25 protein-coding genes are annotated in these 25,230 nt (G+C 37.1%); 4 read left to right on the forward strand and 21 right to left on the reverse strand.

The genetic code is table 11. The features are described 5' to 3' along the window. Positions 1-158: 158 nt before the first annotated feature. The 9 genes from KVT27_RS08850 to KVT27_RS08890 form a co-directional block, all read right to left on the reverse strand. Complete coding sequence (locus KVT27_RS08850; protein ID WP_036148444.1) at positions 159-1,250, reverse strand: low temperature requirement protein A; 1,092 nt, start codon at positions 1,248-1,250, stop codon at positions 159-161. Positions 1,251-1,591: 341 nt separating this feature from the next. Further along, a complete protein-coding gene (hslO, locus tag KVT27_RS08855; RefSeq protein WP_036125993.1) occupies positions 1,592-2,470 on the reverse strand; it encodes an Hsp33 family molecular chaperone HslO in 879 nt (292 codons plus the stop codon). A gap of 325 nt (positions 2,471-2,795) precedes the next feature. Continuing rightward, positions 2,796-3,233: a MarR family winged helix-turn-helix transcriptional regulator gene (locus KVT27_RS08860; RefSeq protein WP_036148446.1), complete on the reverse strand. Its 438-nt coding sequence runs from the start codon at positions 3,231-3,233 to the stop codon at positions 2,796-2,798. 582 nt (positions 3,234-3,815) lie between these two features. Continuing rightward, positions 3,816-4,673 (reverse strand): CPBP family intramembrane glutamic endopeptidase, encoded by an 858-nt coding sequence (locus KVT27_RS08865; protein ID WP_036148448.1) that lies wholly within the window; start codon positions 4,671-4,673, stop codon positions 3,816-3,818. Between the two features lie 2 nt (positions 4,674-4,675). Further along, positions 4,676-5,038, reverse strand: a complete 363-nt coding sequence (locus KVT27_RS08870) for a hypothetical protein (RefSeq protein WP_052059854.1) — start codon at positions 5,036-5,038, stop codon at positions 4,676-4,678. Beyond that, positions 5,035-5,328 carry a gluzincin family metallopeptidase gene (locus KVT27_RS08875; RefSeq protein ID WP_144422585.1) on the reverse strand — a complete coding sequence of 98 codons (294 nt, stop codon included), beginning with the start codon at positions 5,326-5,328 and terminating at the stop codon, positions 5,035-5,037. Before KVT27_RS08875 ends, KVT27_RS08870 begins: the two co-directional genes overlap by 4 nt. 534 nt (positions 5,329-5,862) lie before the next feature. Then, entirely contained in the window at positions 5,863-6,144 is a 282-nt protein-coding gene (locus KVT27_RS08880; protein WP_025115219.1) for a hypothetical protein, read from the reverse strand. 10 nt (positions 6,145-6,154) lie between these two features. Further along, the gene (locus KVT27_RS08885; RefSeq protein ID WP_036148449.1) at positions 6,155-6,544 is read right to left on the reverse strand and encodes an SHOCT-like domain-containing protein; all 390 of its coding nucleotides are present in this window, start codon (positions 6,542-6,544) and stop codon (positions 6,155-6,157) included. 12 nt (positions 6,545-6,556) lie between these two features. Further along, positions 6,557-6,925, reverse strand: a complete 369-nt coding sequence (locus KVT27_RS08890; RefSeq protein ID WP_036126004.1) for a DUF2089 domain-containing protein — start codon at positions 6,923-6,925, stop codon at positions 6,557-6,559. Positions 6,926-7,207: 282 nt separating this feature from the next. Between KVT27_RS08890 and KVT27_RS08895 the strand changes: the two genes are divergently transcribed. The 3 genes from KVT27_RS08895 (at position 7,208) to KVT27_RS08905 (ending at position 10,353) form a co-directional block, all read left to right on the forward strand. After that, positions 7,208-7,372, forward strand: coding sequence for a hypothetical protein (locus KVT27_RS08895; RefSeq protein WP_158499492.1), 165 nt, complete (start codon positions 7,208-7,210; stop codon positions 7,370-7,372). Between the two features lie 85 nt (positions 7,373-7,457). Then, positions 7,458-8,423, forward strand: a complete 966-nt coding sequence (locus tag KVT27_RS08900) for an arsenic resistance protein (RefSeq protein ID WP_036126006.1) — start codon at positions 7,458-7,460, stop codon at positions 8,421-8,423. Between the two features lie 451 nt (positions 8,424-8,874). Beyond that, positions 8,875-10,353 carry an Lsa family ABC-F type ribosomal protection protein gene (locus KVT27_RS08905; RefSeq protein ID WP_217581162.1) on the forward strand — a complete coding sequence of 493 codons (1,479 nt, stop codon included), beginning with the start codon at positions 8,875-8,877 and terminating at the stop codon, positions 10,351-10,353. 137 nt (positions 10,354-10,490) lie between these two features. Here KVT27_RS08905 and KVT27_RS08910 read toward each other — a convergent pair whose 3' ends face one another. From KVT27_RS08910 to paiA, 7 genes are all read right to left on the reverse strand, one after another. Then, positions 10,491-11,315, reverse strand: coding sequence for a sugar phosphate isomerase/epimerase family protein (locus KVT27_RS08910; protein ID WP_036148450.1), 825 nt, complete (start codon positions 11,313-11,315; stop codon positions 10,491-10,493). Then, complete coding sequence (locus KVT27_RS08915) at positions 11,312-12,286, reverse strand: DUF6005 family protein (RefSeq protein ID WP_036148451.1); 975 nt, start codon at positions 12,284-12,286, stop codon at positions 11,312-11,314. The genes KVT27_RS08910 and KVT27_RS08915 overlap by 4 nt, the downstream gene beginning before the upstream one ends. Before the next feature lie 13 nt (positions 12,287-12,299). Beyond that, positions 12,300-12,557: a petrobactin biosynthesis protein AsbD gene (gene asbD, locus KVT27_RS08920; RefSeq protein ID WP_036126013.1), complete on the reverse strand. Its 258-nt coding sequence runs from the start codon at positions 12,555-12,557 to the stop codon at positions 12,300-12,302. Further along, on the reverse strand, positions 12,554-13,786 hold the full coding sequence (locus tag KVT27_RS08925) for an AMP-binding protein (protein WP_036148452.1): 1,233 nt from the start codon (positions 13,784-13,786) through the stop codon (positions 12,554-12,556). Before KVT27_RS08925 ends, asbD begins: the two co-directional genes overlap by 4 nt. Next, the gene (locus KVT27_RS08930) at positions 13,786-15,537 is read right to left on the reverse strand and encodes an IucA/IucC family protein (RefSeq protein WP_036148453.1); all 1,752 of its coding nucleotides are present in this window, start codon (positions 15,535-15,537) and stop codon (positions 13,786-13,788) included. Before KVT27_RS08930 ends, KVT27_RS08925 begins: the two co-directional genes overlap by 1 nt. Beyond that, entirely contained in the window at positions 15,509-17,332 is a 1,824-nt protein-coding gene (locus KVT27_RS08935; protein ID WP_036148454.1) for an IucA/IucC family protein, read from the reverse strand. Before KVT27_RS08935 ends, KVT27_RS08930 begins: the two co-directional genes overlap by 29 nt. A 475-nt stretch (positions 17,333-17,807) precedes the next feature. Further along, positions 17,808-18,326: a spermidine/spermine N(1)-acetyltransferase gene (gene paiA / locus KVT27_RS08940; protein WP_036148456.1), complete on the reverse strand. Its 519-nt coding sequence runs from the start codon at positions 18,324-18,326 to the stop codon at positions 17,808-17,810. A gap of 121 nt (positions 18,327-18,447) precedes the next feature. On the opposite strand from paiA, the gene KVT27_RS08945 reads away from it, so the two are divergent. Continuing rightward, positions 18,448-19,080, forward strand: coding sequence for a YczE/YyaS/YitT family protein (locus tag KVT27_RS08945; protein WP_036148457.1), 633 nt, complete (start codon positions 18,448-18,450; stop codon positions 19,078-19,080). A 115-nt stretch (positions 19,081-19,195) separates the two neighbouring features. On the opposite strand, the gene KVT27_RS08950 is transcribed toward KVT27_RS08945, so the two are convergent. The 5 genes from KVT27_RS08950 to KVT27_RS08970 are packed head-to-tail and all read right to left on the reverse strand — an operon-like array spanning position 19,196 to position 25,159. Further along, positions 19,196-20,254 carry an enoyl-CoA hydratase/isomerase family protein gene (locus tag KVT27_RS08950; protein WP_036126022.1) on the reverse strand — a complete coding sequence of 353 codons (1,059 nt, stop codon included), beginning with the start codon at positions 20,252-20,254 and terminating at the stop codon, positions 19,196-19,198. Positions 20,255-20,268: 14 nt separating this feature from the next. Continuing rightward, complete coding sequence (locus KVT27_RS08955) at positions 20,269-21,054, reverse strand: enoyl-CoA hydratase-related protein (protein WP_217581163.1); 786 nt, start codon at positions 21,052-21,054, stop codon at positions 20,269-20,271. Between the two features lie 10 nt (positions 21,055-21,064). Next, positions 21,065-22,723 carry an acyl-CoA dehydrogenase family protein gene (locus KVT27_RS08960; protein WP_036126025.1) on the reverse strand — a complete coding sequence of 553 codons (1,659 nt, stop codon included), beginning with the start codon at positions 22,721-22,723 and terminating at the stop codon, positions 21,065-21,067. A 45-nt stretch (positions 22,724-22,768) separates the two neighbouring features. Beyond that, positions 22,769-23,683: a methylisocitrate lyase gene (gene prpB, locus KVT27_RS08965; RefSeq protein WP_036126027.1), complete on the reverse strand. Its 915-nt coding sequence runs from the start codon at positions 23,681-23,683 to the stop codon at positions 22,769-22,771. Between the two features lie 42 nt (positions 23,684-23,725). Continuing rightward, entirely contained in the window at positions 23,726-25,159 is a 1,434-nt protein-coding gene (locus KVT27_RS08970; RefSeq protein ID WP_036126029.1) for a bifunctional 2-methylcitrate dehydratase/aconitate hydratase, read from the reverse strand. Positions 25,160-25,230: the final 71 nt, after the last annotated feature.

Below are 25,230 nucleotides of genomic sequence, written 5' to 3' on the forward strand. Positions count from 1 at the left end.
TCATTCATAGCCTTATGCTTATTGAATTAATTGGCTATAGCCAGCAGAGGTCAAAAACGAAATGAATTATTTTTAAAAATTTTTAGAACAAAGATATTCCTAGACATCTTTCGTTTAGTACTTAAATAAGCATATCTTTTAGATCTATAGCATTTTATTCATGCCGTTGTTAATTTAGCGTATATGATAAAAAACAACGTCAACTCTCCCATGATGACAACGTTTGGGACTTCTACTATCAAATTAATGATAAAGAAAGTGGCTAAGATCCCAATAAATAATGTTAAATGATAAAGCGTTAAACGATCTTGTTTAAACCTATACTGATGAAAAACTATAGTAGTTGTCATGAAATATAGGCATACAGAGCCGAATATAAAATATAAATCAAATGAATAACGAACCTCATTTAAAAACAGAAGCTTGATGGAAGCGGCAATCATGCTCAAAGACATTAATACAAAAAGATGGCCATAAATAATGGTCTGACCAGATGTTTCGATTGATTTGTCCACTTTCTTTTCTACATTTTCGAAATATTGCCACCACATCGAAACAATTAAAATAAACGAGATGATTGAAAATAAAATAGAATCCCAATCCCCTTTTTGTGGCTGTAGCACATACAAGGTGCTAACAACTGATTCTCCGAAAAGGATTAATGTCAATGAAGCAAAACGTTCTAATAAATGAGATGTATTAGTCGGAGCCTTCACCAAATATTTACGTCCCCAAAAAGGTACAAGGATATCAATCAGAATGCCTATATACAATATGCTATAGCGAATCCATGAATCAAATAAGATAGAAAAACAGGAGATGATTATGCCAATCCAAAAACGTGTGCCTAAATAGTGAGCAACGTCCTTTCTATTGCCTTCTTCAAAACGTTGAACAACTAGATATTGGACCGCTGTAAGGGCTCTTAATCCAATATAGCCAATTAGAAATGGCAAATAGTATTGATCAAAGTTAACCGATAAGCTAGATGTCATAATCAGGACAAATAGCATCTGGAATATTGTAAAAATCCTTTGGTGTAAAAAATCCTGTCCAAAACGATTAATCAACAATGTTTGTCCTACCCAAGACCACCAGATAGGGATAAATATTAAAACAAACTTCAAAAAATACTCTGGGCGAATTTCACCTTTTTCAACATGTAGTAATACATTAGTGGCAGTTGAAACAGCTGCCACAAAAATCAAATCATAAAAAAGTTCTAACCATGTTATTTTCTTTTCTTCCATCTCATCATACTCCTTCAAATCCTATTAGCTAATCATATAATAAAATGTTTTTCTTAATAAAGAACCTGTTTAAGCTTAAATCAAAAAATTTTAGGCAAACAAAAAGGAACTGGAGTCAGTTCCTTTTTTGTTTACCTTGCGAATACGGTCCAACCCACTTAACAATGCTATTATGAAAATGGATAACAGAGCAAAGCTGATTAAAAATAGACCTATATTTACAGAAATAGGGGGATGAAAAATCTAAAATGCTTGTACATATGCCAAAACTTTAGCTATTGTAGAAAAAACACCTCCTTTGGATATCACATTCAAAGGAGGTGTTTTTATAAATTTAAAGATTAAACGGCTTGTTCTAACATTGCTTCTAATTCATTTTTGTCAAATAGATACGTTTCATTACAGAAATGACATTGTGTTTCTACTTGCCCATCTGTATCGATCATATCTTGGAGTTCTTCGCTTCCTAAGCTCACTAGCACATTCGTTGAGCGATCTTTTGAGCAAGTGCATTGGAATAGGACTTCTTGTGTTTCGAGAATTTTTACATTCCCCTCTCCTACAACCATTGTTAGGATTTCTTCTGGTGTTAGTCCATCACGTACCATTGCTGAAATCGTTGGAATATTTTCTAAACGTTTTTCAATTTCTTCAATAATTTCTGCCTCCGTGCCAGGTAATGCTTGAATAATAAAGCCCCCTGCTGCTTGGATTGTATTATCAGGGTTAACGATAACTCCTACCCCAACGGAAGAAGGAATTTGCTCAGACTGTGCTAAATAGTATGTGAAATCTTCTCCTAATTCCCCTGAAATAATAGGTACCTGTCCTACAAAGGGGTGTTGTAGACCGATATCTTTTGAAATGGTTACCATACCATCTATTCCTACGGCTCTTCTAACATCTAATTTCCCAATACTGTTTAGGGGAAAATGTGTTTGCGGGTTTGTTACATAGCCTCGTACTTTACCATTTGCGTTAGCGTCAACAAGGATTGTACCTAAATCACCCCCACCATTTATACGAATGGTTAATTTGTCTTCATTTTTTAACATAGAACCAAGCATCACGCCGAAAGTCATTGAACGTCCTAACGCTGCTGATGCGGTCGGCCATGTATAGTGTCGATGTTGAGCTTCCCCTACTGTATCGACTGTTCTTGCTGCTATAACCCGAACTTGTCCGTTATATGCTAAACCTTTCACTAAATAATCCTTCATTATTATCTCTCATTTCTTCAATTTTTTAATAGATGAATCGGTGTTCCCCTTAATAAATCAGCATCTTCTGACGTCCCTAGCCCAACAATTTTCCCATCGACGATTCAATGATCCGATTATCGTGCTATTGATTTACCTAAGCCTTCAGTTGCATATCTATAATTTAAGGGCATTTGATCTCTTTCACATGTCCATGATAACGATAGTTCACTTATTCCTACCAAAGAACATAAATCATCGTTTTGATGGGGCAAAAACCGCTGATAGAAAACAAATAGTTCAATTATGAACTATAAGGGGGAATAAAAGTTAGAACATATCTGCTCTAACTTAAGTTACCTAACATTTTTTGGAGTAAAGTAAAAGAGGTAGCTTTTTCCTCTTCACTGAATCCATGAAACATTTTCTTTGTAAGATGATCAAAAATTTCTTCAAAATATTTCTGGACATCCAGTGCTTTTTTAGTTGCAACGACATACATTACTCGTTTGTCCTCGCTATTTCCCTCTTTTACAAGATAACCAGTCTTGACTAAACGGATAATCATTTCAGTAATGGTTGATTTTTGTTTGAGCATTGTATCACAAATACATTTAATTTGTATGCGTCCGCCATTTTTGTACACAATGTATAACAGCATAAAATGGCTTGGGGCTAAGTCATTATAGCCTAATCGTTTTAACTCATGCTTTAGTTCATCTTGTACAGCGGTAGAAATTATGGTATTAAATAAAATTGCTTCATGTGATTGTGTATTTGCCATTCGTATCACCGCCTTTAGAATAGTTCAATTTTGAAGTTATTTCAACTAATAGACTCATTTTAATGTTCTTCACTTTCTTTCTCAATGATTTTTTTGTTCGCAATTCATGAGCGGATACGAATGTTGAGAAACTATTTGCCTAAGCCCTTTATCGGATTTCACAAGGCAACTACCACACGAGCTGTTCAGTCCTATACGACGGGATATAAAATTACAATTAAATAAAATAGTGCATCTGCTTTTATTGTAAAAGATCTGCAGCATAACAATAGAAGATGATTATTTCAATAAATAACCATCTTCTATATGGAGTTGTATAGGGTGATGGTTAAAAACATGATTTACAAGCCAGCCATTGGCGAAAGAAATAAGAAGGCAAAGTGATTGTGAATGGTGAACAATATACAATGATTCTATGTGATTATGAGCAGAAAGAAGAAAAAGTTGAATTTAGTAGCAAACATTCTTCCGATATAAAAGAACTGTCGTAAGTAAGGAGACCTTCCCCACCCAAGAATTCTTTAAATCCTAGAAACCTTGTTAGATTAACGGCTTCTAGAACTTTTTTCATCGCTAAAATTTTTAAACGATGGCTGTTGTAGTCGATTTTGAAACAAGTTCTCTCTCCAGCTTTTTTCGCTTAGTTCGTAATAAAAGCCCTACCATTAGGTAAAGCATTGTAGTAATAATGCCTGCCGTTGGAGAAACAAGAAATTCTTTTCCCTGAGTAATTTTGATATATCCTTCAAGAATAAGTGGATTCACAAGCGCATCTTCTGTCATATGCATAAGGACAAGTGGCCAAATACTTTTCGTCATTAAATAAATTTCTGTATACATGACTGTCCAACAAATCATCGTCACAATACCTATCAACGCAAATAGCCACCTATTTACAGGAATTACACTGAAGATATCACTTTCTGATAAGAACACTAAAAAATACGGAATATGCCACGCTCCCCAAACAACACCAACAATAAAATACAACCAAAAATCATTTACCTTTAACGTTAAAAGTTTACTTGTCAAATAACCTCTCCAAACGGATTCCTCAAAAAAGTTTTTAACAAATTGGAGCAGTAAACCACCAACAAAAACTGAAATTAATACATCTAAATTAAAATCCGAAAAATCCATCCAGCCAAATATATAGCTTACTAATAAAACTACAGAAGTTATTACAGGATAAATCAGGAACGAGACAATATACCATTTTATGTTACCTTTCAAATTAGGTAATAAGCCTATATCTCGACACCCATCTCCTGCAAAGACACGTAACAGTATAGTTGTCAGCAACGGAAATACTAGCCAAATGCCCATCCCAAGCGTGTCACCTTTAGGCTGTTCAGAGATGAAATGATCTACAAAAACACCAAGCCAGCCACATAGCAAGACAACAACTATAAAGATTATTAAGTTCCGTTTAGTTTTCATTATCAATCCGCCTCCCTGATTTCAAGAATTGAAATAACCCACCTTGAATTGGGACAAAGAGTTTCAGGATGCAGCGCAATGTATTGGGTGATTCCTTGTATAGAACACCAAAATGCTACCGCAAGCGCTTCAGCATTTCCCTGTTTAATTTCACCTAGCAATTGCCCCTTTTCTATTAACAGAATACTCTTTTTTATTAATTTATCTGCTTCCGTAAGAATTTCTTTTAAATCTTCCGATAAGGAATCAAGATGTTGTGCATTTTCCATTAGCACAAACATTTTTGCAGCAGACGGGTGTGTACGGATCATGTCAAACAAATCCTCAGCAGCCGCTGTAAATATTGCCAATGGCGATTCATTCATAAAATATAATTATTATTACTCTTCGTAAATCTAAAGCATTCATCAGGCAAAGTGAATTCATAGGAAAAATGAACTTTCATTTCTTGTTTAAGTGTCAACTTTTCATGAATTTGAATATTTAATGTATCTTTTTCAAGTGTGTAAGTTGCCGTTTTTCCATCAATTGTAATGTTATGAAACGCAACGGTCGATGGCTGTTCTAGCTCGGGTGAGACAGCTTTTGTAAACATATTGGGTATAAAATAAAAAACTAATTGTTCCCAATCATCAGTGGAGAGATTTTTAACCAAGATGGTCGATTCTAGGTGGAATTTCCCGTCATTATCCATCTAAAGTACTATATAATATTCACCGAAATTACCAGGATTTATCTCCTGCAGCATGAATTCTTTACCATTAACCTTCGTAATAACCGTCGACTTTTCATTATCATCTTGTTTATTTAAATTGCAAGCAACAAGGAAAAAACAAAATAAAGCCAAACAAATAAATAAAGATTCTTCTTAATTTTTTCGGCCTCCAATCAATATGATAGTTCTGAAAATTATCAATATACAAAAAAATATACCAACTAATTCCAAGTGTTTTCAATAACGTTTCTTTATATTAGGTATAAATGTTATATTTTAGAAACATAAACCTTCTATCAATAGGTGTCTTCTTTAACTTCTGGCTTTTCGGATAAATTTTTTCAAACTAAATGGTGTATAAATTACCTTCCCTATATCGACATGTATTACAATTAGCATTATGACTTGATTGACGGTTGCAAATGCAAAAAAACCACCTACTATTTCACTTGTAAGTGGTTGTATTTCAATAAATTATAGTTTAACTTTTACCACTGTACCGTCCTGTGCTTTGACATCAACTAGTACGATCCCTTTATAATTCTTCAGCTCCTGGACAATGGGCTTGAGTGTTTTTTTGTCTATTGGCGGCAAGGTAAAGTCCAGTTTTTTTCTTTCAAAGTATTCTTTTGTCCATTTGTTTATATTACGCTGAAATAATGTTGAAGACAAAATGGAAATAACAATGTTTAACATCGCATATGGGATTGGGATGGTAAGTCGAACATCCTTTGTTTTCACTTTGACATGTATCATCAGTCGGTCACTAGTCAATGAACACAGAAACGGAATCCCCGTTTGCCGATTTAATATCAACGATTTGCCCATCTAATTCATTTTCGATGGCTTCCATTATAAGGCTGATATCTAGATCCTTCACATATTTTTCAGATTGTGGAATACTAGCTGCGATACTGTGTCCAGCCATTAATACTACCTTGACCAACTTGATAGGTAAATTGACAGTGACGTTATCATTTTCGGTTGATACAATACGAACTTTTAATGTTTTATCTAAATATTTAGTTGGTTTTTCTAAAAGCTTATTCCCTGCTTCATCTTTCTCTTGCAATACTTGGATAAGTTCGGAACCTTTTTCTGCATCAATTTTCCCTTCCTGAACCATCGTTAACACTCGTGCAATTTCCTCTTTCATGATTTATTCCTCCTATTCTTCTTTTAAAAGCTTAATGGCTTCTTCTGCTGTGATTTCGCCATTTTCTAGCAGAGTAACAACATTCTTTTGATCTACTTCATTTTTCTTCTTCTTCTGCTCATATCCGAGGGATGAAATAATATCTGTTAGCTTTCCTCTAACCGTTGGGTAGGAAATTCCAAGTTCTTTTTCAACATCTTTTATATTCCCTCTACACGCTAAAAATACTTCCACAAAATGAAGCTGATCCTTTGATAAGGATGCCAGTTTCGATAATTCAAATTCATTTTCAATCGTAGTGTGGCAGTGAGAGCACTGCAACTTTGTAATTTTTAAAGTTTTACTGCAAACAGGACAATTTGTGATTACTTGATAGGCCATAATGAAATTCCTTTCTTTAGGTTGATTTGATTATACACCAAATAATTTAAAAAATAAATTACACAAATTAATTTTTTTATATATAAAAATTAAAAATGTTAATTCGTATTTAAAAATAATTAAGTTTTAGATATATGTCGTTTTTTAAGATAACCAACTTGAAGTATGTAAGACAATAAGGGGAAACTAATCCCCCCTGCCGATGATTTTAATTTTAGATACTGAAACAACTTCACCTCCTAAACATAACTCATTAATTATCCACTAGTAGTAGGTGGTTTTATGGAGCCTTATAAATTTTTCAATATGCGAAAGGATGGTGCACCCAAAGGAACACAATTTGGGGATTTTGCACCTAATTTTATAGGAACAATATTTTTCTCTCAGTATGGTTTGGAGTGTATCAACCTTTTGGCTACCCGTCTTATAGCAATTTTCACTAAGTAAAATAACAAGAACTATAGTTCCAATCTCATATTGTATGGTACCCTAAGTTTGTCAGCTAGGTTTAATAAATAGGAGTAAAATTACAATGATTTCAAAAGAAGCATTAGAAAAAAATCAGATTTCCCTGTATGTATTCGTTTTATTACTGGCAGGAGCTATAGGGTTATTTGCCCCTAATATAGGCACGCGCTTGGACATTACCCTTTCTTTTGTTATTGCGCTATTAATGTACAGCATGTTTTCACAAATTCCTTTCAGCTCTTTAAATGAAGCTTTTGCTAATCGTCGTTTTTTGGGGGCATTGCTAACGGTCAACTATATAGCGGTACCAATTGTTGTATGGCTATTAACTTTATTTTTACCAAACCACCCACCCTTATTACTTGGTGTCTATTTGGTATTACTGACACCTTGTATTGACTATGTCATTGTTTTTACAGCTCTCGGTGGTGGAAATGAAAAAGCCATGCTGATTTCGACACCTATTCTTTTCATGACCCAAATGCTATTACTACCTTTCTATTTGTGGATATTTATTGGGCATGAAGCAGCGGAAATAGTTGAAGCGGGCCCTTTTCTAGAGGCATTTTTGGAGCTCATCGTCATCCCATTAGTCATTGCAATTATTGCTCAGCTATTTGCTAAAAAATCTGTAGTTGGTCATACAATCATTCAATTTTCTGCATGGCTACCAGTTCCCTTTATGGCATTGACGCTGTTTGTTGTTGTCGCTTCACAAATCGGGAAATTATCGACATCCATTGATTTGATTGTTAAGGTCATTCCCGTTTACATGGCATTTATGCTTATCATGCCAGTTATTTCAAAATTTATTGGCAAACGATTCAAACTTGATCTTGCATCTGGTCGAGCTTTAATTTTTAGTGGTTCAACACGTAATTCGCTTGTCGTTCTACCCTTGGCCCTATCTTTACCAGATCCAATACATACAGTAGTGGCTGCTATTATCGTTACACAAACGATTGTCGAAATTATAGGAGAAATCATTTATATTCGGGTTGTTCCGCATCTATTGTTACGCGAACAATAGGCTGATTTGTAATTCAAGAAAAAATTTGGTACGATGAATATACAATTATGAGAGGACTGATGGATGAACAATGATGAACTAAACTATATTTTAAGTTGAAATCAATCACTTCAAACTACAAAATATAGGATTAGTCTGTCCATTTTTATCAATCAGTTTATACTTTTTTCGTCATTTTCCTATGGCAAAAAAGTCCTTTATCAATACCTGTAACCGACTAATCCTTCCAATGACAATTGGGGGGATTTTTTTATTCTCTCATAGTTTACATCAAAATCCTAAAAAAGGAGTGTGGAAAATGAGCGATTTAGACACAATTGTTACACATGTAAATCTCCGTATAAGTCGTTAATATCCATCCTACTTATGCGGAGACATGGATTCCAGATGGATATGCCGACTTTGTATAAAAGAAAGAAAAAAAGTATTGCTATACAAAGGAGGAGTTATCATGTCAATGATACAAGTTCAAAATTTAACATTTTCCTATCCAGGTAGCTTTGATCCTATTTTTGAAGGTGTTAACTTTCAATTAGATACGGATTGGAAACTAGGATTTATCGGTAGAAATGGTCGAGGGAAGTCAACATTCTTTCAGTTATTATTAGGGAAATATGAGTATAGTGGAAAAATTAATGCTTCAGTAGATTTTACTTATTTCCCCTACCCTGTTGCAGATCGGAACAAATATACGTATGAAATTTTTGAGGAGATTTGCCCGCAGGCAGAGGATTGGGAGTATCTTCGTGAAATATCATATCTACATGTAGATGCTGAGGTTATGTATCGCCCCTTTTATACATTATCGAACGGAGAACAAACGAAGGTTTTGCTTGCTGCCCTTTTCTTGACGGAGGGTCAATTTCTATTAATTGATGAGCCGACTAACCATCTAGATACAGATGCACGAAAAATTGTCGCTAATTATTTAAAGAAGAAAAAAGGATTTATTTTAATTTCGCATGATAGAACGTTTTTAGATGGCTGTGTGGACCATATCCTTTCCATCAATCGAGCCAATATTGACGTTCAAAGTGGTAACTATTCTTCATGGAAGTTAAATTTTGATAGACAGCAGGAACATGAGGAAGCAACAAACCATCGTCTACAAAAGGACATTGAAAGATTAAAACATTCCTCGAAGCGTTCGGCAGGCTGGTCCAATCAAGTCGAGGCTTCTAAAAATGGGACGACGAATTCAGGTTCTAAGCTAGATAAAGGGTTTGTTGGACATAAGGCAGCTAAGATGATGAAGAGATCGAAGCACATTGAATCAAGACAGCAAAAAGCAATCGATGAAAAATCAAAATTACTAAAAAATGTAGAAAAAACGGAGTCATTAAAACTAGAGCCATTGGCGTTTCAGTCAAAGGAACTTATTACTTTGACTGATGTATCTGTTCGATATGATGACAACATGATTAATCAACCATTAAGCTTTAAAGTTGAACAGGGTGATCGTATTGTTCTTGATGGAAAAAATGGAAGCGGTAAAAGTAGTATTTTAAAACTCATTCATGGAAACGACATACAGCATACGGGTACCATCCATGTAGGCTCAGGTCTTATTATATCTTATGTTCAGCAGGATACTTCCCATTTAAAGGGACCATTATCGGATTTTATTGAAGAGCATGGCATTGATGAAACATTATTTAAATCCATCCTTCGTAAAATGGATTTTGATCGAATTCAATTTGAGAAGGATATTGCTCATTATTCAGGTGGGCAAAAGAAAAAACTACTTATTGCCAAAAGTTTATGTGAGAAGGCTCATTTATATATTTGGGATGAACCATTAAACTTTATAGATATCTATTCCCGTCTACAAATTGAGGAGCTCATCCAGAGCTTTAATCCTACAATGGTGTTTGTAGAGCATGACCAAGTATTTCAGCAAACGGTAGCAACCAAAATTATTTCTATGTAGCTAAGTATGGAAGCTCTGAAAACTGATCGTTTGTAATCAGTAGCTCTCCAGACGTATCGCTTAATAACGCCAATATAAAGAAGAAATCCCAAGGAAAGACGACAAATGTTTTCCTTGGGATTTTCTATAGCCTTATACTAAATTTGCACTAGCTGTAAAGCCTTTTTTATATCCTGTATATCCTTTGTTAAAACACTCTTTACATTTGATCCAAACCATTCTAGTGAGGCATCTATCTCCCTATTTGAATCTATTTCTGCTAGGAATTCACCGTAATCAATGGCCCCTTCAAATAATGGAACCATCCCTTCTCGAGTCCCTGATGCAGCATAGACATTGTGTGGAGCAAAAACATCCAGTTGTGTGCGAGAGGCAATATTTTTTAAGTGAAAATGTGAAATATAAGGTCGAAGTTGCTTCATGGCGACAATTGGGTCCATCCCTGATTCCCATACGTGTAAAACGTCAAAGTTAACTCGTAAGCTTGAGTGGTTCGTTTCTTCGAGTAACTGTATGGTTGAGGGTAGATTATCTGTCAACGTATTCGGATGAGTTTCAACAAGCAAGTATTGTCCTTTTGACTCGAGATAATCACAGATCAATTCAAGTCTGAAAGTGAGTTCTTCTCTTTCCTTCTTACTCGTTTCTAAGCTGCCCTGCTTGCCGACAAAAGTACGAATCTTATTTGTTCCCCAGTGCTCTGCAAGTGCAGATAACCTCTCTGTTTCAGCCATCATTTCAGCAACCGGTGCCTCTAATGGTAAATAATCACTAAGCATACTCGTTTCCAAACCGAAGGATCTTAGCCAATCTGCTCCATAATGAAGATCATCTGCTAAGTTCTTTGCATGAACACCCCAAAGCTCAATACCATGAAAGCCTTGTGCTTTGGCAAAGTGAGCTAATTGATCTATTGAATAAAGATGATGTCGAAACGAGATTGTACAAATAGATAGTTTCATAACGTGACCTCTTTCTTGTGCTGTAGTGTTAACCATGCTTGGAAGCATTCTTGTAATCCTTGCTTGATCTTGAACTCAAGTAGATTTTGTTCTTCTAGCTTCACATAAATATCTTCTATTAATAATGGATCATGCGTCATCGCAAGTTTCATCACTCGATATTGAACTGTTGTATAGCCCTTCACTAAATGCTCAATTTCATCACACCATGTGTCAAAGCCTTCCTCAGCACGGCCAAGTGCTTCCCAAAAATATGCAAATGCATGCTCATATGCATATTTTCTTATCGCTATAACTGGCAATTGTTTTATGGCAGCCGGAAGTTTTGAGATACTTTCTTTGTTATTTTCTGCAGTATGCTCATTAATAATTTCAGCAATGGCATCTGTCAATGGATTACGCTGAAGCTTGATACATGTATTAAAATAGGCTTCAACTGTCTCTGTAGTTGGAGCAATGATCGTCTCGGAATCAAAATAATAACCTCCTCCGACAGTTGGCTCTTGGATGGCAGCTATAATTCTTTCCTTTGGTAATAACCCCTCCCAGCGAAAATCAGGGTCATACATAAACCACTCTTCTTCATTTTCTGTCGATTCTAGCATCACATAATGAGGGAATGGACTTTGATGAAATTTATTCTCTCGCTCTGGAAGCTTTGATAAATCTAACATCACCATTACATGTTGCTGGGGAGATTTATGCTCTACTAACGCTAGTAGCTTATTTATATTTTCGTGTTTTGTTTGATTTTCGTCATACCATTTATGAAGCTTGATTCCATAAAGCATTTCATACCACGTTTGAAAGAAATCATGATCAATTTCATCAGAGTGGTATGTAAGCACACCATTATCAAGCACATCGAAATCCGCATCCCATACTCCAAAATAATATGGCCTATGATCGACGCCTTTGGTCTTCTTAATAACCTCACAAACACAGCTTACAAAACAATGAACTTTTATCATTTTTAGCCTCCGATTATTCTACCTTTTGCTGTTTTTCTAAGAAGTTTACTAGTGTCCCTACTGTTTTGAAATCTTTAGGAACAAGCACCTCATCGGGAATAGCAATGCCAAGGTCCATCTCTATATGAAGAATAAGTTGAAGGACCATAATGGAATCCATATACAAATCCTCATTTAATCGGGCATCTTCATTAAAAGAAGACAATGTCTGCAACTCTAATGAATTTTCCATAATATCATAGATGCTTTTGATCAGTTGTTGCCTTGTCATACGGGAATGCCTCCAAGTTTTTTTCTACTTATTTTTCCATTAGGAAGCTTTTGTATTTCATGAGCAAACACGAACTCCACTGGAATTTGATGTGGAGCAAGAAATTTCCGACACCACTCTCTAAGTTCTATATGATCGATCGGTACATCAGACACATAGAGTGCGCAAACTCGCTCTCCTGATAAATGGTCTTGTTTCTTATATACGACTGCTTCGACTATTCTTGGCTCATCCATTAACACGTTTTCCACTTCTTGCGGATACACATTCAAGCCTGCTACATTAATTGTGTCATCGATTCTTGCAAGAAAAGAAAGAATATTATTTTCTAGATAGCCAAGATCTTTCGTATAAATCGTTTGTGTAGATGTTTCAATGATAATCTCGCTTGGTGTTTGTTTGTCACCAGCTGTCACCTTCACATGAGGAAGAGGATAGCCCATTTCTTTCGTATCTTCCACATTAGGGTGAATCGCAACACAGCCGGATTCGGAGCATCCATACTGCTGAAGGACTTGGTTAGATTTCTCTCTTAATGATGTTAACCAGCTATGTGGCATCACAGTCCCTGACGTCATCACACGATCAAATTGTTGATCACTCGGTAATAATCGACTTAATGTATAAAGTAATGCTGGGGCTCCATAGAGTATGTGCTGAGGATATTCTTTTAGCTTTTTCAACATATATTTAGGATTATTATTCGTAATAATAACCGGCTTTGCTCCTCTTCTTATACAAGCAAGGACACCACAAATAAAACCATAAGAGTGAGTAACTGGGCAAGCAACAATAGAATTTGTCAAGGAATCAACAGGTAATGTCTGAACATAGCTTTCAACCTCCTCGTCCACTGAGCTCCACGTTCGTTCAATGCATTTTGGAGCTCCTGTTGTACCAGAGCTCATTTGAACTAATACCCCTTCTTGGTTATTGGAAAGATTGGATAATTCGATAAAATCATCAATAGATTGGAACAATAACAGATGACTACCCGCTGTCGAAGCGATTCTTATGGCCCCCTCTTTGGGCGTCGCTGGATGGATTGGGACAACTGACCCTCCTTTTTCACGAATATATAAACAAAGAGCTATATATTGGAAAATATCATCCGTACAAATTGCTAATCTCCTATTGTTACATTCCTTTAGATGAGGTAAGCGTTCATATATATCAAACTGTTTTTCAATATCTTCTACTGTATAAAATTGATCATTGACATAAAACATCATGATTTCCCCTTTTCATTCGCTTGTGCCAACGCATTGTTGACGATATGGCGAAAATTACCTTCTTCTTGATTTTGCACTTTCTTTTTTAGTAAGGATTCAACATAAATAGGTGTACTAGTATGCTGAAGCTGTTCATTTCTTGCCTGGAAAGATGGAAAGCGTTCAAAGTGCTTCTCTATGCCGTTCTTAATTTGATTCCAAAAGCGTATTTCTTCATATCCATATTGCTCTTCTAGCAAATTAGATAGCTCACTTAAATGAAACACGAATAGTGTATCCATCGCTAACTCACGTAAAGCCTCTACAGATGACATCCAATAATAATGATCGGCAGGTGCATCTTTAAATCGGTCATGTATCGTTCCAAAATCGGGGATGAGGTTTCGATCTGCTATGAATTCTTCCGTATATTCGATACTGTCATGGAAATCTCTCAGTACAACCCGAGTCGGCCACCCATTTTCATGCAATAAAATCATATTTTGCGCATGGGCCTCTACTGCAATTCCGTGAGCAACAAGTAGGTGCCAAACTGGAATAACACTCACTTCAATCAAGCGTTTTATCCACGCCTCCGTACCATATCGGCATAGCCAATCAGCAATAAACGGACGACCATCTAACTCCATCATCATGAGTACCGTAAAGGGTACTGCTTCCTCCTCCTCCTTCATATACAGGCGCACACTTTCTCGCCAGATGGTGCCAAGCTGACCTTCTAATTTACTACTATGCTTTGAGGCATGCGGTTCAAAAATAATGCCTGCATATTCTTCCAGTACAATAACAGTCTTTTGTAAATAGGCATCTGATTGAAGTACCTGTTTAAGCCATGCAGAAATATGAGGAGCAGCACAAACAGCATGAGCATGTAACTTTCGTAATGAAGAGGTATTCACCATATTCATTGAGCATTTTAATTGCGCCTTTTGGGGATGTGAGGAATTCCATAATGTTCGGACTGATTGGGTTGCCCTATAGTAATCTCCATTCACATCTAAAGCTATGAAATCTCTTTGTTCCATTAATTCAGCTAGCTCCTGTTTCATGGTACGCCATTGCCAAGGGTGAACAGGTAAGAACGTATAGTCTTCGAATGTGCCATTGAATCTCGCAAGCTCGGTAAGAAGGTCGTCCCACAGTAAATGCCCTAGCTCTCTTTTCCAGAAATCTTCTTCTTTCTCAAGAACAGCGATTCGTACATAGCTTCTTCTCACTGCCACCCATTGAAGGGTGAATGATTGCTTTCCTTCAGGGCCATAGTTTATATGGTCGTCAATCGTAAAACCGGTTCTAGATTTAAAACAAGGATGATACGGATGTCCTTCCATAATTTCCGATTCTAATTCCTCATAGCTCGAATGTCTTCTCGATATCGGCATTTGGAGATGTCTATCATTCCAATCGCAAAGATTACTCGTTAAATGAAGTTCTATCAGTAACCGAACTTTATCTTGATGACTCGTCAGTAATTCATCGACTAGTTCCTCAAATGTTGCTTCCTGTAACGTCTCATCCTTGCTTACTAGAAAAATATGATCTCCCTTTATTCGGATGCGATCAAATGCCATTCTTCTTCCTTCACAGCGAAAGGTGTATGTCTGTCCAATAAGAGTAAAAATTGAAGTCCATTGATCCAGACGTGTTTCTTCATAGTTGATTAGTCCCTCAAAGATCATCGCTTCAACAAGCTGCCGTCTTACACGTAGCTCTCCTCTTTTAGAGGCTAAAGGCTGTAGCTGCTGCATATTCTGCCTCCTCATACTGACGAACAAAGGGGTTTGGAATTTTCGTATATACGGCTTGCTCAAGTTCGGCTTCAAGTTCATCTACATCATGAAACCTTGTTAAAAGGTTTGCTTTGAAGGCAAGCTCTTCTTGATTTAGAATGTTCCGAACAAATGCCTTCCCGAAACCTGCCAATTCTTTTTCTAATAAGTGCAGTTGTTCGATAGACCACTTCAAAAGAACATTTTCATTAATAAGCTGATCCGCTCCAAATCGAGAAATAACAGGAAACAGTTGATTCATAAATAAATAATACGTAAATCTATCTTGAATAAGAGCATCTTCGTAAAACAGCTCTTCTGTTTCATGTAAAGATGGCTCTCTTGCAAGAAGTACATCTTTATAGGCTTTTGATAAGTAATACCCTTGGTTATCGCGATAATAGTATGTGGTTGGATAACCGGAAGAGATGTTTAATAGACTGTTTTGCTGATGGGCTTCCAGAGCGATCCCATGCTCATCGTATAATCTTAATAATGGTTCTATCGCACATGTCCAATAATCTTTAAACCAATCTAAGCTGACACTCTCTAATGACCGGAGTTCGGATTGAGCGATTTTCATGATGAGCTGACATAGCTTTGATTTTTCTTCTAGCAGGGGCTCTTGCACAAGCGTAGCGATCATGCAGATTCCTTCATCTTGGCCTGTAGGAAATACGTTTGAGCGAAAAATAACCTCAAACCCTGATTCCGTCTGGTGTGGAAACTCTACAGTCATATAAGCAGGGTCATGAATCATCTGAAAGGATGGATGATTTTCTAAAAAATCTATTTTATTCATTAATCGAGCCATAGCAATCCCAGCTTTAAGTTCATGAGTTCTATTGACCCTCAATGAATTTGTTATTTTGACAGGAATTGAAAACTTATACATCATTTCTTCCTGTGAGTTGTAAACCGTTCTGATGGAAGAGGTTGCTGTATAAAAAGCGCCTAGCGCACCCTCGTATTGTATGAATCCTTCAGTAATCGCCTTTTTTACATATTGTTGCTGTAGAAGCCATTGTGCTTGTAGTGGGTGGACAGGAATGAAACAATCCTTCACTGACGCAACAAAATTAGGCTGTGATGTTTTTAACGATTGAACAATGTGATCACTCGCACTTTTTTCTAATACGGAGGCCTCCTTCACCATTTTACGGTCAACACGAAAATAGTGAAGTTGGAAAGAACCTTGTAACTCTGGAGCAAAACTGGTTTGTTGCCAATCTGCCATCCCTTGTCTACTTTTGGGTGTTGGATGAAGCCAATGACCCAGTAAGAGAGACTGCTCCGCTTCAATAAACGTACCGCTAGCTCCAGGTTGCTTATCACCTTCCAAACTCTTTTCAATATAATGGGCCATCGTTTGATAGCTCTCAATTATGCGAAGAATGAGTTCGTCAAAATGGGAAGAAAGATTAAGATTGCTATCCCTCTTAGCCATCCAATGTAGTTCCTGAATGAGCGTAATAAGTATCGATAATTTATCCTCGACAAGCCATTGTTTTTGTTTTGTACAATACTTCAACGGCGTACCAATTACCTGTCTTCCGACAAGAGATTTATATTCCACACCAAAGGCAAAACGTATGTTTTGTCTTGGTAACTCAAGCTCAAATATATGTGCCTCTGTAATCAGTGCTGATAGTCGTTGTTCTTTAATCCACTCCTCCTTTTTGACCCAATGCCCGCTTCTCACCTCTCGTATATAACAATTTATAAACGCCTGAAACGTTGCATTTTCTGCAATCTGTTTAGCAATCTGTTGCATGAAATAAACCAATCCTTTCACAGAGCCTTTTTACTATTAATTGATAATCATTATCACTCATTGTTAAAAAAAGGAGTCTCCCTTATTAGAAAGACTGAGAAGTAAAAGAAACAATATCGTTTATAATTGATAATGATTATCGTTTTCAATAATAATTACATTTTATAGGTAATTTGGAAATGACTCAACTGTCTAAAGACCTATATGGCAATATAAACCATCGAAATAGGTAAAAGTATAGAAAAATACGTCGTTTTTTGTATCAGTTATGAAAGATTATTAATATTTAAAGGGTTATAAAGATGAAATATTACAAATAAACAGAAAGAAGAGCTTCATTTCGGAATGGTTCTTATGGCTTGAATGTTTTTATTTTTTCTAGCTATGGCATCTAGATGTTCATGCAGAAAAATATTAAGTATGTATAGAAAAATGGCAGAAATGTTGCGATATCAACGTTTCTGCCATTTAAAATTTAAATGAGTGTTTTTGTCATAATTAAATCTAATTGTTCTTCCTTACCCATGTAAAAGCTGTGCGCCCCAGTTTGAACAAAGCCTATTTTTTTATAAAAACCTATGGCGTTGTCATTTTTATCCCAGACCCCTAACCAGATGCTACTTTTGTTTTGGACTTCAGCTAATTCGATCGCCTTGTTCATAAGATATTTGCCAAGACCTCTTCCTTGAAATGACTGTCGAATATAAATACGTTCAATTTCAAGGGACTCATTCCCCATTTGTTCAGATTGGGCATCATTGACATTCACCTTTAAGTAACCCGCAATGACATCATTGTCATAAATAAAATAGAATTCTGAAGCTTCATTACATAATTCCTTTTCCAGCCGATCCTCTGTAAATGCTTTTTCCAAGTAAGCAGTCATATTTTCAGGTGAATTCTGATCTTTAAAGGTATCATTAAATGTTTCAATACTCACCTCTTGGAGTTTTTTTAAATCACCTACGCTACATTTTGCAAATTTGATTGACATTGATTACACTCCTTTAAAACTCTTTATAGATTTTATGTTGCAAATGCAACAAAAAGAGTATATATTGAATGTAACTTAATTTTGTTGTATATGCAATATAAATTGTAGGGAGGTTGTAAAAGTGAAATATGTTTTTTATGTCATAGGCATTTTTATCTTAACGCTAGGCATTTCTTTAACTATTCAATCCAATCTAGGTACTTCCCCCTTCGATGCTCTTTTAGTAGGACTATCTAAAAATATAGGGCTGACAATTGGTAGCTGGGAAATTATATTGGCCATTATTTTAATAGGCTGTAATGCTATACTAACTAAACAAAGGCCCGAATTTTTGGGCTTTATTACAGCTTTTATTACGGGAATTGGGATTGATATGTGGTTATTTTTGTTACACAATGAGTTAACACCTGTAGCTTGGTATAGTCAAGTTGTTTGTTTTGGTGTTGGTTTAGTTGTGATTGGGTTAGGGACTGCCACCTATTTACATACGAATTTTGCACCGATTCCTGTTGACCGATTAACCTTACTAATTAAAGAGCTAACGAAAAGGAGCATCTTTTTTGCAAGAACGACTATTTATATCTTGTTTTTAGTGCTGGCGTTAATAGTGAAAGGCCCAATTGGCTTTGGCACAATCATAACGGTTTGTTTGGGTGGGTTCATCCTCCACTTCTTTATGCCGATTACTGGTAGCATACTAGATAACATCCTACACCGCTCTACTCCATCTGAAAATGAAGAGCTCAAAAGCTAGTATTCATGTTTGAATGGGGGATGTCATTTGATAAAGTTTTTTTGCCTAGTAGCTGGCAGTTCCCCCATTTCTTCCATAAAAAAATCCTGCTACTAACAGGATTTTTAAACGAAATCTATAATGTTACACTGTTTTCTTGAAAAAACCTTTTCTTATCCTCTTCTGTGAATTCTTCTAATGATTGATAGGTATAATGAGGATTTCGATCCTTATCAATGACAACGGAGCGCACACCTTCATAGAAATCCCTATGTCTTAAAAAGTTTCTTGCCAAAATGAAATCGGTCTTAAAGCATTCTTCTACTTTTTTTTCACGAGCGTCCATAAGCTGCTGTAACGTAATTTTTAAAGAGGAGGGTGATTTCGACAGAAGCAAGTGCTTCGTGTCACGGGCAAATTCGCTTTGGTCTTGGTCTAAGGATTGTATGATTTCCTCTACAGTATGTTTTGAAAAATGGTGGTTTATTACTGTTTGAAGCTTCTCAAGTTCACTGTTCGCGGATGGCTTACTAGAATATTTCTTTATTAGTTGGGTTATGATTGCGTTTATATTGTTAGAATGCCAGTCCGTCTGTTTTACACTTTGAAGGAAATCAGATAGCTTTTCACTCGTCATATAATGATCTGCCCCATTAGCAAAAAGGACGTCTGCTGCTTTAATAGTGGACGCAGTTAATGCTAGGTAGTAACCAATAGAACCTGGCGCTTTGTTTAAGAAATAGCCCGCTCCAACGTCTGGAAAAAAGCCAATATTCATTTCTGGCATCGCCCATTTAGTCCGCTCTGTAACAATTCGGTGGCTTGCACCATAGGTTAAACCGACCCCACCTCCCATAACAATGCCATCAAGACAAGCAATAATGGGTTTAGGATAATGATAGATCGCCAAATCAACTTCATATTCTACTTCGAAAAAGTTTTCAGCCCCTTGTAATGCATCTTGACTGGATTGTGCTTGATAAAGTGTTTTAATGTCACCACCAGCGCAAAATCCCTTCTCCCCAGCCCCTTGTAGTACAATAAGACGGATTTCATCATTCGCTTCCCATTCTTTTAATTTTTCTCTAATAGGGTTAAGCATGTCAGTGGAAAGAGAATTTAAAGCTTTAGGGCGATTCAATGTAATGGTTGCCGCTCCTCCATCTTCGACCGAAAATAGTACTTCGTTTGCCATGTTGGACCCCTCCTTTAACAATGTTTAAAGTGTGGCTGTCTTTTTTCAATAAATGCCTGCACACCCTCTTTAGCATCATTTGTTAACAATAGCTCAGCAAAACTCGTTCGTTCAAGCTCTAGTCCTTGTTGAAAATTAGCCTTCGTGCTTTGAATTACACATTCAATTGTACGAGAGACACTTGTCATACTTTTACCCTCAACAAAGGAATTCGCAACAGTCTTAGCCGTCATCAAAAGTTCCTCAGGTTCTGTTACTAGTTGGACAATACCGAGCTGTAATGCCTCGTCAGCACTCAATTGTTTACTTGTTAAAATTAATTGGAGCGCCGTTGCTTGATTTGTTATTCTGCTAAGTCGTTGAGTCCCCCCGAATGTAGGAAGTAGTCCAAGCTTTAATTCGGGTAAGACGAGAATGGCTTGTTTAGAAGCAATTCGGAAATGACATGCTAACGCTAGTTCGAGTCCACCCCCAAGGGCGGGTCCATTAATGGCCGCAATAACTGGTTTCTTCATGGCTTCTACTTCATCGCATAGCGCTTGCCCTGCTTGAGCCATTTGCAATGCTTTTTCCTGTTGGCCAAAGGCTGAAACAAACTCCTTTATATCAGCCCCAGCGACAAAAAATCGACCAGTGCCAGTCATAATAATGGCACTTGTTTCTTCATCCTCCGCTAGCTCTTGGAAAATACGACGCAGGTTTTCAATAGAGGCTGATGACAAAGTGTTTGCAGGTGGATGATCTAAATGAATAATAGCAATAGACCCCTCTTTCGTAACGTTTGCCAATGTATCAATCATGTTGCTCCTCCTAACTAATCATTTTTGGGTTGTCAATGAATGTTCTCGCAAGTATCCTTTTTTTCATAAATAGATTTTGCCGTAGTGGAATATTTAACTGTCGAATACTATTTAGCAAGCTTACTCGTTTTTGCTCATTGCTTTCAGCGGCCGTAATAATAGTAATTGCACTTTCTTCTATTTTGCGGTAACCCTCCTGGCATAATATGTCTGTCATCAATTGTTTTGTTTGCTCATGTACAGCTTTTTTCGACCTCAGCCAGGCTGATTCCATGACATAGCTTTCCATGGCTATATCCGCCAACAAACGCATAAATTCTTGCTCCTGCTCGAGTTGAATCTGTGCATTCGTAATGACTGTAATTGCTAGTTGCATCAAATGCTTGGAGAGAAGGATATAATGGTGATTATTTTCGAATGGCTGACAGTGCATAAAATCATCTGCTATTGCAGTTGTTTGTATATTTTTTTTCCACAGCATTTTTGCCAATGTGAGGCGATTGATTTCATTTGTACCTTCGAAAATACGGCTAATTCTTGCGTCCCGATACAAACGTTCCACATCATAATCTTGCATATAACCATATCCACCATGTATTTGGACAGCTTCATCAGCAATTTTTCCAAGTGCTTCGGAACAATGTACTTTATGGAGTGCGCATTCGAGTGCAAATCCGGATATTTTCTGAACCACCGTTTCCTTACTTCCTGATGCAATAGCCTCATCCATTTTTCCAGCCGTTCGGTATGCAGCACTTTCTGCTCCATAAATCAAAACGGCCATGTCAGCAAGTTTTTCCTGTATCATTGTAAAATCAACGATAGATCGTTCAAATTGTCTCCGTCCCTTCCCGTAATTCACTGCTAATTGAAATGCCTGTTTGGCCGTTCCTATATTGGAAAAGGCAAGCTTTAGACGAGCCATATTCAAGATGTTCATAGCGACGATATGCCCTTTGCCAACCTCTCCAAGAACATGATCAATTGGTACCATCACGTCTTCTAAAATGAGCGTTGCCGTTGAAGAGCCTTTAATGCCCATTTTCTCCTCTTCCTGACCTACAGATACCCCTTTAAAGGAACGTTCGACAATCAACGCAGTCATTCCATTATGCGTCTGGGCAAAAACAACGAAGACGTCTGCTAGCTGAGCATTCGTAATCCATTGCTTTTCTCCGTTTATTATCCATGCTGTACCATCTTCTGTTAATCTAGCATTCGTTTTGGGGCGCAGTGCATCAGAGCCTGCATCGGACTCTGTAAGTGCATAGGCACCAATCCATTCTCCAGATGCAAGCTTTGGTAAGTACCTCAGCTTTTGCTCCTCATCGCCAAAATAGACATAGGGTAATGTGCCCACCCCAGCATGGATATTGTAGGAAACGCTGAAAGAGCCCCCAAAACCCATTTTCTCTGCTACAAGACCGGAAATTGTTTTATTGAGCTCGAGTCCTCCATAGGCCTCGGGAATTTCAATAGCCAGTAAACCAAGATCACCTGCTTTTTGAAATAGTTGACGAGTGATCGCATATTGCTGCAGTTCAATAGATGACATATTCGGTGAGACATCCTGTTTAATGAAGAGCTCAGCAGTTTTTGCAATGAGCTCTTCTTCATCATGAAAATCCTCTGGTGTAAAGATTGTCATTTTGTCTTCTAGTCGATCCATATGAGTCCTCCTTGAAAGAAAGTGGAGAAAAGCCATTCAGCTCTCCTACTTTATTTCCTCCTTAGGTAAGATGGTTTTTGCTAATTCACGATCTAAATCCTCGAATTGATAGTAGGAAATCGTTTCATATAATTCGCTTCTTGTTTGCATATCCTCAACTGCTTCTTGTTGTGTTCCAGTATTTTTTATTAATTCAAATACACGCTCGTATGCTTTCGCTGCAACTCTCATAGACGTAACAGGATAAATGACCATCGAGTAGCCCATTTTTTCAAATTCCTTAGCGGTATAATAAGGAGTTTGACCGAATTCAGTCATATTGGCTAATAAGGGTGCATCTAACTCATTGGCAAATTGTTTAAACTCCTTGTCAGTTTGTAATGCCTCTGGAAAAATAGCATCTGCCCCAGCAGCAACATATGCTTTGGCTCTTAGAATAGCCTGCTCTAAGCCTTCAACAGACCTTGCATCCGTGCGAGCAATAATTACTAATGTAGGGGCTATTTGTTTAATCGTTTTTATTTTTTGTATCATTTCCTCTATTGAAATAAGAGTTTTGCCATTTAAATGTCCACATTTTTTAGGAAGATTTTGGTCCTCTAGCTGTGCGGCAGCAACCCCTGCCTCTACCATTTCACAAGCAGTACGGGCAACATTTAATACACCACCAAAGCCCGTATCAATATCCACTAGCATAGGTAAATTAGTAGCCCGAATAATATCACTAGCACGCTGAGCGATTTCATTTGAATAAATCATTCCTAAGTCTGGTAGGCCTCTACTCGCTGTATAAGCGGCACCCGAAAGATACAATGCCTCAAAGCCAACTTTTTTAGCCATTAAACCAGCCATTGCATCATGTGCTCCTGGTATTTGCAAAATAGATGAACGAGCAATAAGAGCTTTAAATTGTTCAGCTAATTGTTTTTGTGTCTTCGCTTCTTGGACAATCCACGCCATTGTTAAAAACCTCCTTTTTGTTGCGTTCGGAATCCTTCTAAATTAAATAAATAAATTAATAAATTCATGGACAGCAATTTGTTCAAGCAGCTCTTTATTTGCACAAACCTCATTTATTGTATGGAGTTGTTTTTGAGAATAATGCGTACGAATGTTTTGCTGGAATTTATTAATGATCTGTGGAAATGCTTCCTCACGACGGAAACGATGTCCTAAAGGATATTCACACTCAATTAGCTCGGATGATGTACCATCTTTGTAATAAACTTGAACAGCATTCGCAATGGATCGTTTATCAGGGTCTAAATAATCGATTGTATATTGTCTTTTTTCCACGACAACCATTTTATGTCGCAAGTCATCAATGCGTGGGTCTACAGCCACCTCATCTTCGTAGTGATCTGCTGTAATGTCACCATAAATAAGACCAATAGCTGTAATGTATTGAAGGCAGTGATCACGATCAGCAGGATTGTGAAGTGGCCCTTCTTTATCGATAATTCGTATGGCTGATTCATGCGTCGTAATGTCAATGCGGTCAATTTCAGCTAGGCGATTCTTTACTTCAGGATGTAAATGAACAGCACATTCTGCAGCCGTTTGAGCATGAAATTCTGCAGGGTAAGACACTTTAAAGAGGACATTTTCCATAACATAAGATGCAAGTGGTCTCGCAAGCTTTAATTCTTCCTTATTAAAGAGCACATCTTGGAATCCCCAGCCTGGTGCAGACAATGCAGTTGCATAGCCCATTTCCCCCTTCACAGCCATCATTGCTAGTTGTACGGCCCTGCTTGTAGCATCGCCAGCAGCCCATGATTTTCTAGAGCCTGTATTAGGAGCATGTCGATAGGTTCTTAAACTTGAATTATCAATCCAAGCATTTGATAAGGCATTGACAATTTCTTGATGAGTGCCACCTAAAGCCTTTGTTACTACAGCTGTTGTCGCTATTTTGACAAATAAGACGTGATCTAAGCCAACACGATTTAAGCTATTTTCGAGTGCAAGTATTCCTTGTATTTCATGAGCTTGAATCATCATTTCTAAAACGTCTTTTATTTGGAGAGGCTCTTGCCCTTCTGCAACACGTACACGACTCAAATAATCGGCTACAGCTAAAATGCCACCTAGATTATCAGAAGGATGCCCCCATTCTGCCGCCAACCATGTATCGTTATAATCCAGCCAACGGATCATACAACCGATATTAAAGGCACCTTTTACTGGATCAAGGACATAGGATGTTCCTGGAATACGAGTACCATTTGGAACGACTGTACCTGGTACTACAGGACCTAGAAGTTTTGTACATTCAGGATATTGTAAAGCTAAAATGCCACAACCTAACGTATCCAATAAAACATATCGAGCCGTTTCGTAAGCTTCTTCGCTCGTAATCTTTGTGTTTAATACATAATCCGCAATATCAATAAGAAGCTGGTCTGTCATCGTTTTTTCATTCGTTTTAATCATCTATATCTTCCTTTCAAGGTATGCATTTGATATACTAGTATGCTGATGGGCATTGGTCAGAATGTCCATCA

The organism is Lysinibacillus sp. GbtcB16 (assembly GCF_019091145.1).
Classification (GTDB): Bacteria; Bacillota; Bacilli; order Bacillales_A; family Planococcaceae; genus Lysinibacillus; species Lysinibacillus fusiformis.

Excerpts from the sequence above, each read along its gene's own strand:
- KVT27_RS08850 (WP_036148444.1), bottom strand. The coding sequence starts at position 1,250 with ATGGAAGAAAAGAAAATAACATGGTTAGAACTTTTTTATGATTTGATT.
- hslO (WP_036125993.1), bottom strand. The coding sequence starts at position 2,470 with ATGAAGGATTATTTAGTGAAAGGTTTAGCATATAACGGACAAGTTCGG.
- KVT27_RS08860 (WP_036148446.1), bottom strand. The coding sequence starts at position 3,233 with ATGGCAAATACACAATCACATGAAGCAATTTTATTTAATACCATAATT.
- KVT27_RS08865 (WP_036148448.1), bottom strand. The coding sequence starts at position 4,673 with ATGAAAACTAAACGGAACTTAATAATCTTTATAGTTGTTGTCTTGCTA.
- KVT27_RS08870 (WP_052059854.1), bottom strand. The coding sequence starts at position 5,038 with ATGAATGAATCGCCATTGGCAATATTTACAGCGGCTGCTGAGGATTTG.
- KVT27_RS08880 (WP_025115219.1), bottom strand. The coding sequence starts at position 6,144 with ATGATACATGTCAAAGTGAAAACAAAGGATGTTCGACTTACCATCCCA.
- KVT27_RS08885 (WP_036148449.1), bottom strand. The coding sequence starts at position 6,544 with ATGAAAGAGGAAATTGCACGAGTGTTAACGATGGTTCAGGAAGGGAAA.
- KVT27_RS08890 (WP_036126004.1), bottom strand. The coding sequence starts at position 6,925 with ATGGCCTATCAAGTAATCACAAATTGTCCTGTTTGCAGTAAAACTTTA.
- KVT27_RS08895 (WP_158499492.1), top strand. The coding sequence starts at position 7,208 with ATGGAGCCTTATAAATTTTTCAATATGCGAAAGGATGGTGCACCCAAA.
- KVT27_RS08900 (WP_036126006.1), top strand. The coding sequence starts at position 7,458 with ATGATTTCAAAAGAAGCATTAGAAAAAAATCAGATTTCCCTGTATGTA.
- KVT27_RS08905 (WP_217581162.1), top strand. The coding sequence starts at position 8,875 with ATGTCAATGATACAAGTTCAAAATTTAACATTTTCCTATCCAGGTAGC.
- KVT27_RS08910 (WP_036148450.1), bottom strand. The coding sequence starts at position 11,315 with ATGAAACTATCTATTTGTACAATCTCGTTTCGACATCATCTTTATTCA.
- KVT27_RS08915 (WP_036148451.1), bottom strand. The coding sequence starts at position 12,286 with ATGATAAAAGTTCATTGTTTTGTAAGCTGTGTTTGTGAGGTTATTAAG.
- asbD (WP_036126013.1), bottom strand. The coding sequence starts at position 12,557 with ATGACAAGGCAACAACTGATCAAAAGCATCTATGATATTATGGAAAAT.
- KVT27_RS08925 (WP_036148452.1), bottom strand. The coding sequence starts at position 13,786 with ATGTTTTATGTCAATGATCAATTTTATACAGTAGAAGATATTGAAAAA.
- KVT27_RS08930 (WP_036148453.1), bottom strand. The coding sequence starts at position 15,537 with ATGCAGCAGCTACAGCCTTTAGCCTCTAAAAGAGGAGAGCTACGTGTA.
- KVT27_RS08935 (WP_036148454.1), bottom strand. The coding sequence starts at position 17,332 with ATGCAACAGATTGCTAAACAGATTGCAGAAAATGCAACGTTTCAGGCG.
- paiA (WP_036148456.1), bottom strand. The coding sequence starts at position 18,326 with ATGTCAATCAAATTTGCAAAATGTAGCGTAGGTGATTTAAAAAAACTC.
- KVT27_RS08950 (WP_036126022.1), bottom strand. The coding sequence starts at position 20,254 with ATGGCAAACGAAGTACTATTTTCGGTCGAAGATGGAGGAGCGGCAACC.
- KVT27_RS08955 (WP_217581163.1), bottom strand. The coding sequence starts at position 21,054 with ATGATTGATACATTGGCAAACGTTACGAAAGAGGGGTCTATTGCTATT.
- KVT27_RS08960 (WP_036126025.1), bottom strand. The coding sequence starts at position 22,723 with ATGGATCGACTAGAAGACAAAATGACAATCTTTACACCAGAGGATTTT.
- prpB (WP_036126027.1), bottom strand. The coding sequence starts at position 23,683 with ATGGCGTGGATTGTCCAAGAAGCGAAGACACAAAAACAATTAGCTGAA.
- KVT27_RS08970 (WP_036126029.1), bottom strand. The coding sequence starts at position 25,159 with ATGATTAAAACGAATGAAAAAACGATGACAGACCAGCTTCTTATTGAT.